This is a genomic window from Haemophilus haemolyticus, from assembly GCF_001008205.1.
Taxonomy (GTDB): Bacteria; Pseudomonadota; Gammaproteobacteria; order Enterobacterales; family Pasteurellaceae; genus Haemophilus; species Haemophilus haemolyticus_Q.
In genome coordinates this window covers 33855-45177 of the sequence record NZ_LCTK01000021.1, presented here as the reverse complement: position 1 = coordinate 45177, position 11323 = coordinate 33855, and the positions used below count along the sequence as shown (strand labels likewise).

Here is an 11323-nt window from a genome sequence, read left to right as displayed (position 1 = left end):
TTTTAACTGCCAGAAAATAAAAACCATTGAATTTATCTTCAATTATTATTTCTGTGATCCACCTCACAATCTTAATATGACAATTATCATAACCCTTTAGAGAGCATTATATTATCTTTATGCTATGTTGATCGATATAGGGAGGACAACATATGCTCATGACGATACTCAGCTTCCTCATTGTAACCGGTGTGGTCGCGTATATTTCTTGGTTAAAAACAAAAGGGGATGATTTAAGTACATCCAAAGGGTATTTCTTAGCTGGTCGTGGTTTAGGTGGGTTAGTGATAGGGTGCTCAATGGTATTAACTTCACTCTCAACAGAACAACTGATCGGTGTAAATGCGGTCTCTTATAAAGGAAACTTTTCAATTATCGCATGGACCGTTCCAACGGTTATTCCGCTTTGTTTCTTGGCACTTTATATGTTGCCGAAATATTTGCGTAACGGTTACACAACAGTGCCAGAGTTTTTTGAAAGCCGTTTTGACCGTCAAACACGCTTGATTATGTCAACATTATTCTTGGTGTTTTATCTTTTCATCGTAATTCCAACCGCACTTTATACTGGTGCAATCGCCTTCAATAAAATCTTCAACTTAGAAACCGCATTTGGCTTAAGCTATGGGGCCGCCATAACTTACACCGTTATTGCGATTGGCGTTGTTGGGGCTATTTATGCGATTTTTGGTGGTTTGAAAGCGGTAGCGGTATCAGATACGATCAATGCAGTGATTTTAGTCATTGGCGCATTGCTTGTACCATTCTTTGCCTTGATGTATTTAGGCGATGGCAGTTTCTCCGAAGGTTTACACACAATCACAACAACGCACATTGAAAAATGGAATGCGATTGGTAGCGAAACAGATGCCACACCTTGGCCAACGATTTTCACGGGGATTATGGTTGTTCACTTTTTCTATTGGACAACTAACCAAGCTATTGTACAACGTTGTTTAGGCGCGAAAGATTTACAATCAGGTCAAAAAGGTATTTTGATTGCGGCACTATTCTTATTAACTTTACCAATCATTTTAAACCTTCCTGGTTTATTGAGTTTCCATATTTTAGGTGAAGGCGTAAATCCAATTGATGCGTCTTATCCATTATTAGTAAACAAAGTATTACCAACTTGGTTACAAGGTTTCTTTATTGCAGCATTATTTGGCGCAATTTTAAGTACCTTTAACTCATTCTTAAATTCAGCAGCAACCATTTACTGTAAAGATTTATTACCTTCTATCAGCAAAAAAGTGCGGTCAGAAGAAGAATTAATTTCTTACGCGAAAAAAGTTTCTACCATTATGGCCATTGTTACTATGATTTTCGCTCCGTTACTCATGTTTGGTACAGATGGTATTTTCTTAATCACTAAACGTTTCGCAGGATTTGTGAATATTCCAATCGTTGCTTTATTTGCCGTAGGTATGTTTAACAAAACTGTATCTGGCAAAGCGGCACGTATTGCTTTACTTGCTCACGTTATCTTGTACTTCTGCATCGTTTGGGTGTTTAATGTCAAAATCAACTTTGTGTATGTTATGGGCGGATTATTCGTATTTGATGTCGTATTAATGCTCATCTTAGGACAATTCTTACGCCGTGAACCTTACATTGAAAACAAAGAAAACTTAGGTAACGTAGATTTAACTAACTGGAAATACTTAAAAGTAACCAGCGTGTCTTTAATCTTAGGTTTACTTGCGCTTTACACTTTCCTTTCACCACTTGGTATGGAATCAGAATCTGGCAATCCATCAATGGTGCTTGGCGTATGGGCGGTGTTACAAATTATCGTGTTATTTGTTGTACGAGATAAAGAGGCTAAATAATGAACATTATTTATATTCTACTGGATCAAATTCGTAAAGATATGTTGGGGCCTTATGGTCACCAAATTGTGAAAACCCCGAATTTGGATCGTTTGGCAAAAGATGGCGTTCGCTTTAATAACGCCTTCACGCCGGCGTCTGTTTGCGGTCCTGCACGCACTTCACTTTTTACTGGATTAATGCCGTCGTCTCACGGCATTATTAAAAATGGGGAAAAAGGCGGTACAGGTGAAATTAGCCAAGAAAAACCGAATATCGGTAAATTGGCTGGCTATAATACTTATGTTGTAGGGAAGTGGCACGTAGGTACTAAATCCGTACCCGAAGATTATGGGATTAAAGGCCATAACTTTGATGGTTATGGCTATCCCGGCAGTGGAGTATATAAAAATTTAGTCTTCAACCAACCGCCAACACATTCCAATCGTTATAAAGAATGGTTAGAAGAAAAGGGGTATGAAATCCCAGAAGTAAGCCGTGCCTATTTTGGAGATAACCTGCATTTACGGGTACAAGAACTTTGCGGTTTACTTTCAGGCACGAAAGATCAAACCATCCCTTATTTCATCATTGATGAAGCGAAAAAATATATTCAAGAATCATTAGATGAAGGCAAGCCGTTCTTTGCATGGATAAACTTCTGGGGGCCTCACACGCCTTGTATCGTGCCAGAACCTTATTATTCCATGTATCGAAAAGAAGATGTGGTACTTGATAAAAGTTTCTTTAAACCGTTAGAGGGCAAACCAGGGCATTTCCGCACAATTTCAAAAATGTGGGGGATGTGGGAGGCGAGCGAAGATCATTGGAAAGAAGTCATCACAAAATTCTGGGGGTATATCACCTTAATTGACGATGCAATTGGTGAATTATTCGATTACTTAGAAAAAAACGGCCTTTATGACCGCACTTTCTTGGTGGCAACCGCAGATCATGGTGATGCAATGGGCGCTCATCGAATGATTGAAAAAGGTGAATTTATGTTTGATGCCACCTATAACATTCCGATGATTATCAAAGACCCCAATTCAGACCGAGTCAATCAAGAAGATGATAACTTTGTCTATCTTCACGACTTAACCTCGACAGTTTTTGATTTAGCTAATCAAAAAGTTCCTGAAAGTTTTGAAGGGCAGAGTATTCTCCCGATTATGCGCCAACACCAAGATAACCAAAGAAAAGGTGTGCTTGGTCAGCTCGCAGGGCATTTTGTGTATTTTGAACAACGTATGTGGCGTCGTAAAGATTACAAACTTGTATTTAATGCGACTGATGTTTGTGAACTTTACAACATCCGTAACGACCCAGAAGAAATGCATAATTTATTCTATGATTCACAATATAACAGCATCAAAAAAGAGATGTTGGAAGAAATGCGCGCCGAAATGAAACGTCTGAATGACCCACTGGAAAATTGGGTTTATCGAATTATTGACGAAATTTAACCAAAGTCGTAGATTAAGGGCGTATCTGATACGCCCTTTGTTATCTCTGAACCTTATTTATCTTTTAAAACTACAGGAATAAACATGAAAACAACATTACTAAAAACACTGACACCAGAGCTTCATCTTGTTCAACATAACGACATCCCAGTTCTTCATTTAAAACATGCGGTTGGAACGGCAAAAATTTCCTTACAAGGGGCACAGCTTATCAGTTGGAAACCGCAAAATGCGATGCAAGATGTATTATGGTTAAGTGAAGTAGAACCATTCGAAAATGGCAATGCTATTCGTGGTGGTGTACCGATTTGTTATCCTTGGTTTGGTAGTGTAAAACAACCTGCACATGGCACAGCTCGTATTCGCTTATGGCAGTTGAGTCATTACGATATTTCAGCGCATAAAGTGCGGTTAGAATTTGAGTTGTTTTCTGATTTAAATATTATCGAAGCTAAAATTGTAATGGTGTTCACAGACAAATGTCATTTAACTTTCACACATTATGGCGAAGAACCTGCACAAGCAGCATTGCATACCTATTTCAATATTGGGGATATTAATCAAGTGGAAGTACAAGGTTTACCTGAAACTTGTTTTAATAGTTTAAACCAACAACAAGAAAACGTTCCGTCACCGCGTCACATTTCTGAAAATGTTGATTGCATTTATTCCGCTGAAAAAATGCAGAATCAAATCGTAGATAAAAGTTTCAATCGTACGATTGCACTGCATCATCATAATGCAAGCCAATTTGTTCTTTGGAATCCTTGGCACAAAAAGATGAGTGGAATGAGTGAAACTGGCTATCAAACGATGTTATGTTTAGAAACAGCTCGCATTCATCACTTGCTTGAATTTGGCGAAAGTTTAAGCGTAGAAATTTCGCTTAAAGGCTAAATTTTGTTGCATAAGCGGTGTGAATACTATAGAATCCGCAGGATTTTGCTCGTTCCTTGCGGGCAACAAATTTGAAATCTTTTATTTTTAGCGAAAAGATTTTTACTATTAACCAATAGAAGGAATACGATTATTAAAACCGTAAAAAAAGCGCCGGCAGTAAATCGCCCAAACCGTATCAATGAAGAGATTCGTGTAAAAGAAGTTCGTTTAATTGACCAAGATGGTGAACAAGCAGGGGTTGTTTCTATTCAACAAGCCCTAGAAATGGCAGAGCAAGCAGAGCTTGATCTTGTTGAAATTAGCCCAAATGCAGAGCCGCCGGTTTGCCGCATTATGAACTACGGTAAATTCCTTTACGAAAAAAGTAAAACCGCTAAAGAACAAAAGAAAAAACAAAAAGTTGTGCAAGTTAAGGAAATTAAATTCCGTCCAGGCACAGACGAAGGTGACTATCAAGTTAAGTTACGTAGCTTAATCCGTTTCTTAGAAGACGGTGACAAAGCAAAAATTACCGTGCGTTTCCGCGGTCGTGAAATGGCTCACCAAGACATTGGTTTTGATGTATTAGAGCGCGTAAAAAATGATTTAGCTGAAATCTCTGTGGTTGAATCTGCACCGGGTAAATTAGAAGGCCGTCAGGCTGTAATGGTGTTAGCACCTAAGAAAAAATAAGAATTTTGCTGAGATTTCTCAGCAAATCTTTTTGTTTAAGTTTGACTTAAATGAAAAGACAACTGCACGTTGGGCACACTACGCAGCCTAACTGCTTTTGAAAAGGCAATTGAATTTGCCTAATGATGGAAATGATCAGTGCTTCCAAGTAACTTTTTAAGTTCGCCTGATTATGTTGTTTTAAACGAAAAATGCGGAGTTATTTTAACAATGCCTAAAATCAAAACAGTACGCGGCGCAGCGAAGCGCTTCAAAAAAACTGCTTCTGGTGGTTTCAAGCGTAAACAATCTCACTTACGTCATATTTTGACTAAAAAAACAACTAAACGTAAACGTCATTTACGTCATAAATCAATGGTTGCGAAAGCAGACCAAGTTTTAGTAGTAGCTTGCTTACCATACGCATAAGCCGTTATTTAAGCAAAACGTACGATTAGTTCATTTTAGAAAAATATTACATAGGAGATTAAATAATGGCTCGTGTAAAACGTGGTGTTATTGCAAGAGCACGCCATAAGAAAGTTCTTAAGGCTGCTAAAGGTTATTATGGTGCACGTTCACGCGTGTATCGCGTTGCTTTCCAAGCGGTGATCAAAGCTGGTCAATACGCATATCGTGACCGTCGTCAACGTAAACGTCAATTCCGTCAATTATGGATTGCACGTATCAACGCTGCAGCGCGTCAAAATGGTTTATCTTACAGCAAATTCATCAACGGCTTGAAAAAAGCATCTGTTGAAATCGACCGTAAGATTCTTGCTGATATCGCTGTATTCGACAAAGTAGCGTTCGCTGCATTAGTTGAAAAAGCAAAATCTGCACTTTAATTTTTTAAAGTTTAGATAAAGAATTAGGACGCTGAAAAGCGTCCTTTTTTGCATTTATGGCTTCAAATTTTGTAAAATAATGCCATTAGTTCTCATCTGTTAAAATCTATGGCTGAAACACTCCCACTAAATCCTATCACGTTGCCTTTAAATCAAATTAGCTTAATTGAAGCGTCCGCTGGTACAGGGAAAACCTACACTATTGGATCTTTATATCTCCGACTTTTATTAAAGGCGGGAGAAAATAATTTTTCTCGTCCGTTAAATGTGGAAGAAATTCTGGTGGTAACCTTTACGGAAATGGCGACAGAAGAACTCAAGAAAAAAATTCGTGAGCGTATAACAGATGCGATTGATAAACTCACAGCCTTTGCAGAAACCCAAGATAAATCCGCATTTAAAAATGATGAATTTCTTACCGCACTTTGTGATAATTTAAACATTTTTGAGGCAATTCATCGCTTAAAATTAGCTGAGCAAAATATGGATTTGGCGGCGATTTATACCATTCACGGTTTTTGTCGCCGTATGTTGATGCAATATGCTTTCCATTCTGGCATTCACTTCAATTTAGAATTAATTAAAGATCAATCGGACTTGTTGGTTCGTTTTGCTAATGAATTTTGGCGAGAACATTTTTATCCATTGCCTTTTGAAAAGGCTGATTTTATTGCGAATGAACTAGGCTCACCAGATTACGTGTTATCCCTATTAGAATCTAATTTAGGCAAAAATTTAATTGTTGATTTGGAGAACCAACAGGCATTATCTATTTCTATCACAGAATTTTTACACCAATATCTTGGTGAGTATTTTAAAGATATCAAGGCACTAAAACGCTTTTGGTTAGAAAGTGCGGGTAAAATTTCTGAATTAATTACAGAAGAATTGAATAAAGATTATGCAAAAGGCGAGCCTAAATCCTTAAGCCGTCGAAGTTATAATACATCACGTTTAACGAAATGGATTGATCAAGTAAACGCCTGGGCAAATGATCCCCGTGATTATGTACTGAATGAAACCTTGATGTCGTATTTCACTCAATCAGCTTTAGGTGAAAAAGGTGAGGAGGGCGCACCTCCCTTTATTGCCCCGATTTTTACTGAATTAGAAGAGCGTGCAAATGCTTTAATGTCTCCAGATTTACTTCGTCGAGTTATTCTTTATCATTATCGACAAGGTCTACAACAAAAACTTTTAGACTATAAACTTAATCATCAAGAAAAATCCTTTGATGATTTATTGCGTTTGTTTTGCGAAGCCTTGCAAGGCCCACAAGGGGATGAATTAGCGGAAATGATTCGTTTCCAATATCCTTTTGCAATGATTGACGAATTTCAGGATACGGATTCACAACAATACGCTATTTTTTCAAAAATTTATCGTGATAATCCCGAAAAAAATACTGGTTTTATTATGATTGGTGATCCGAAGCAGGCGATTTATCGTTTCCGTGGCGCAGATATTTTTACTTATCTAAAAGCATCGGATGAAGCTCAATCTCGCTTTGAACTCACTAAAAATTATCGTTCAGAGAAGCATTTGGTTGATGGCGTCAATGCGTTGTTTGATTTTCCTCAATCGCCATTTATTTATCAAAATATTAACTTTACTGCTGTTGATTCTCGTGATGATCATCTGCGATTTTATTTAAATGGCAAAGCCGAACCAGCTTATCGTTTTTATCTAACCGAAAGTGACAAAGTGAATAAAACTGAAATGGCAAAAATATGTGCTATTTCTATTCAACATTGGCTAAAAAGTGCGGCAGAAAATCAGGCAGTTTTTCAAAACGAAGATACCTGTAAAACATTGCAACCGGCAAATATTGCTGTTCTTGTAAAAAATCGTTACGAAGCTGCTGATGTTATTCAAGAGTTACAAAAACTTGATATTGCCTCCGTTTATCTTTCAGATCAAAGTAGTGTTTTTGATAGCCATGTGGCAGTGGAATTACTAAGAATTTTAAAAGCTTGCCTAAATGTTGCTGAGCGTCCAATTTTGAATGCGATTGCGACCGCACTTTTCGGTTTAAATGCAGCAGATATTCATCAAATTCAGCAAAATGAGGCAGACTGGCAACGTTGGGCAGATAGCTTTGCTCAATACCAACAAACTTGGCAACGCCAAGGAATATTGGTCATGCTCCACCAAATTTTATTGGAACAAGGCATTTCAGAACGCTTATTAAGCCAAGCAACAGGCGAGCGAGATTTAACGGATTTCCTACATTTGGCAGAAATTTTACAACAAGCTGCCACGCTACACGAAAGTGAAGCGGCATTGCTCAGTTGGTTTGAAAAACAAATTCAAGGCGAAGGTCGGCAAGAGGCTCAAATTCGTTTAGAAAGCGAACGCCAGTTGGTAAAAATCGTGAGTATCCATAAATCCAAAGGCTTAGAATACGATTTAGTTTGGCTACCATTTTTAGCTGTACCAAGCAAAATTCCAACGGCTGGTGACATGAATGTTTATTATTCTAAAGAACTAGATGAAACCTTATGGGATATGGAAAATCGTAATTTAAACGCACTTTATGAAGAAACTTTTGCGGAAGAGTTACGTTTACTTTATGTGGCTTTAACCCGTGCCAAATATCAAATGGCATTCGCTTTGCCTGCGCAATTTGATAAAAAATGGAATGCCTTACATTATGTACTAAGCCAAGGTGAAATAGGCAAGGAAATAGCATTATCAGCGCCTAAAGATACCGAGACGTTGTTGCAAACCTTTAAAGAAAAAATGCAAGATAATGTGGAAATCTGTACTAAGCCAAATCTAGAGGCTTTTCCGGCTTTATCAACCAATACAAAAAATGATGAGCTTAAAGCAGCAGAATTTACGGGCAATATTGAGCAAGATTGGCGAATAACCAGTTTTACTTCAATTGAACAAGGTCATCGCCGACAAAATTATTTCGCTGAAAGTGCGGGGAAAAAACACGTAGTTTTTGATGATACAAAAGATTATGACAGCCAAAATTCGATTGAAATTTCGACCGCACTTTTAAACGAAAATGAATCAAGCATTCTAGATTTGCCACGAGGTAAACAAGTCGGGACAGCATTGCATCGCCATTTTGAAAATTGCTATTTTTCTGATTTAGCAAATACAGAAGAAATTGACAAATTAAGACAATCCTTACAGTTAGATGAAACCTTTACAGAACCGCTACAAAATTGGCTACAACAGATTTCACATACGCCACTTTCTAATGAAATAGAAATAGCATTAGCTGATTTGGCAAATAAAGATTGTATTAAAGAAATGCCATTCTATCTGGCTATTCGGGAACATTTTGATGTTGATGCGTTTAATCGCGCGTTGAAAGCCCATCATCATTTGCCAAGCGAGCCACTTCAATTTGAACAAATTCAGGGCATGGTGAGAGGTTCAATTGACTTAGTTTTCCGCCATAATGGGAAATATTATCTTGTTGATTATAAATCTAATTTCTTAGGTTCAATCCTTGCTGATTACAATCAAGAGGCATTGAAAAAAGAAATGTTACACAGTCACTATGATTGGCAATATTTAATTTATACGCTGGCATTACATCGTTATTTGCAAAGCGTTGTGCCTCATTACGATTATGCGCGAGATTTCGGCGGGGTATTTTATCTTTTCTTACGTGGAATGAACGGAGAGCCACAATCTGGCGTATTTTATGATCGTCCAAGCGTTGAATTAATCACAGAATTAGACGGGGTGTTTTAATGTTATCCGTATTACAAAAACTTAAAGAGCAGGGCATTCTTTCTCAAGGTGATTATTATTTTGCTAAGTTGATAGCTGATAAACAATGCCATACGGATTATGCGGAACCAGTCAAAAATTTAGCTATATTATTAGCCGCACTTTGTAACTGGCGTTATACACAGGGAAATACTTGCAGCCAATTAGATCGCTATTTAGAACATAATTTATTTGGTTTGGCTTATCGCACCATAGAAGAAAACTATTTAGCAGAAATTCGTGAAAAGATTGGTTATTTAGCTGTGGAAGATTGGCAAAATACGTTGTGCGGGCATATGGCATTTACGCAAGATCCCGTCAATCAAATTGCACCAATGGTATTTCAATTTGGCGCGTTGTATTTCTATCGCGCTTGGCAAGATGAATATCGCATCGCGCAATATATAAAAAACACCTTAAAAAAACACCGCACTTTAGCCTTTTCTTATGATGAAATTGGTCAAAAATTGGATAAATATTTCCCTGAAAAACAGGAAAAAACAGATTGGCAAAAAGTCGCGGTCGCAACGGCGATTAAAAGTCCATTTTCGATTATTACAGGCGGCCCAGGAACAGGAAAAACCACGACAGTTACGCGTTTATTGCTCGTTTTACAAGAATTATTTGATTGTAAATTACATATCAAATTAGTTGCGCCGACTGGTAAGGCCGCCTCTCGTTTGGAAGAGTCGATTAAAAATGCATTAGGTTTTATGCAAGAAAAAATGAATTTATCCGATTCACTTTTCAATGCGATTCCACAAAAAGCCAGTACTTTGCATAGTTTACTAGGTGTGAATGCCTTTAATGATTACACGCGCTATAACAGTCATAATCCTTTGCAGTTAGATGTGTTAGTTGTTGATGAAACATCAATGATTGATTTGCCGATGATGGCAAAACTTATCAATGCGTTAAAGCCAGAAACCCGATTAATTTTATTAGGTGATCAGGCGCAATTAGCCTCTGTTGAGGCGGGGGCTGTATTGGGGGAATTGGCTCAATTTGTTAATCAACCTTATAGTCATGAACAAACTTCGTATTTACAAGCGACAACAAGCTATAAAGTGGAAGGTTCTGATTGTTCAAATCCAATACGTGATTGTTTATGCCATCTAACAGAAAGCCGTCGTTTTGATAAAGATTCAGGTATTGGCAAGTTGGCTGAAGTCATTCAAAAAGGCAAAGCAGACGATAGCCTTGGGTTATTTGAACATTATCCGCAAGAATTGCACTTTAATGCCTTAAATGATGAAAGCGATGCGGTTAATCAAGTGGTGAAAAGTGCGGTGGAAAATTACCGCACTTTCTTAAAAATGTTGGACGATTTACGTAAACAAAAAATTGATCTTAACACTAAAAATGAACAAGGCATTTCCTATGCCGAGGCTATTCAAGCACAATTTAATTCTGTGAGATTTTTAACCGCACTTCGTAATAGCGATTTAGGTGTTGAAAATCTCAATAAAGAAATCGCATTAGCGTTGCGAGAGGAAAAATTGCTTTGGTTCCGTAATGAACAAGATTGGTATATCGGTAAGCCAATTATGATTACTGAAAACGATCATAATATTCGCCTTTATAACGGCGATATTGGACTGTGCTTGGCAAATGGCAAAGTATGGTTTGGCAACCGAGAAGTGCTGACAAGCCGAATTCCAGCACATGAACCCGCTTTTATGATGACGATTCATAAATCTCAAGGTTCCGAATTTGAACATACCGTCATGGTGCTTCCAACAGAAGTGAATCCAGTACTATCTCGAGAATTAGTTTTCACCGGCGTGACTCGTGCGAAAAAAGAACTCACTGTATTTGCTGATGAAAAAATATGGAAAACAGCAATTCGCCAGACAGTGAGACGCCAGAGCGGATTGGGGAAATTATTGGAAGAGTTGAATTAGTCAAAAAG

8 protein-coding genes are annotated in these 11323 nt (G+C 37.8%); all 8 read left to right on the top strand.

The window, feature by feature from the left end:
- The first annotated feature begins 152 nt into the window (after window positions 1-152).
- On the top strand, window positions 153-1832 hold the full coding sequence (locus AAX18_RS05025; RefSeq protein WP_046953173.1) for a solute:sodium symporter family transporter: 1680 nt from the start codon (window positions 153-155) through the stop codon (window positions 1830-1832).
- Window positions 1832-3277, top strand: coding sequence for a sulfatase-like hydrolase/transferase (locus AAX18_RS05020; RefSeq protein WP_046953172.1), 1446 nt, complete (start codon window positions 1832-1834; stop codon window positions 3275-3277). Before AAX18_RS05025 ends, AAX18_RS05020 begins: the two co-directional genes overlap by 1 nt.
- 84 nt (window positions 3278-3361) lie before the next feature.
- On the top strand, window positions 3362-4174 hold the full coding sequence (locus AAX18_RS05015) for a D-hexose-6-phosphate mutarotase (RefSeq protein ID WP_046953171.1): 813 nt from the start codon (window positions 3362-3364) through the stop codon (window positions 4172-4174).
- 129 nt (window positions 4175-4303) lie between these two features.
- Complete coding sequence (gene infC, locus AAX18_RS05010; protein WP_461649585.1) at window positions 4304-4849, top strand: translation initiation factor IF-3; 546 nt, start codon at window positions 4304-4306, stop codon at window positions 4847-4849.
- Window positions 4850-5059: 210 nt separating this feature from the next.
- Window positions 5060-5257 carry a 50S ribosomal protein L35 gene (rpmI, locus tag AAX18_RS05005; RefSeq protein WP_005596065.1) on the top strand — a complete coding sequence of 66 codons (198 nt, stop codon included), beginning with the start codon at window positions 5060-5062 and terminating at the stop codon, window positions 5255-5257.
- Window positions 5258-5322: 65 nt separating this feature from the next.
- Window positions 5323-5676: a 50S ribosomal protein L20 gene (gene rplT / locus AAX18_RS05000; RefSeq protein WP_005596075.1), complete on the top strand. Its 354-nt coding sequence runs from the start codon at window positions 5323-5325 to the stop codon at window positions 5674-5676.
- A 108-nt stretch (window positions 5677-5784) separates the two neighbouring features.
- On the top strand, window positions 5785-9393 hold the full coding sequence (recB, locus tag AAX18_RS04995; protein ID WP_046953169.1) for an exodeoxyribonuclease V subunit beta: 3609 nt from the start codon (window positions 5785-5787) through the stop codon (window positions 9391-9393).
- Window positions 9393-11315 (top strand): exodeoxyribonuclease V subunit alpha, encoded by a 1923-nt coding sequence (gene recD, locus AAX18_RS04990; RefSeq protein WP_046953168.1) that lies wholly within the window; start codon window positions 9393-9395, stop codon window positions 11313-11315. Before recB ends, recD begins: the two co-directional genes overlap by 1 nt.
- The last annotated feature ends 8 nt before the right edge of the window (window positions 11316-11323 follow it).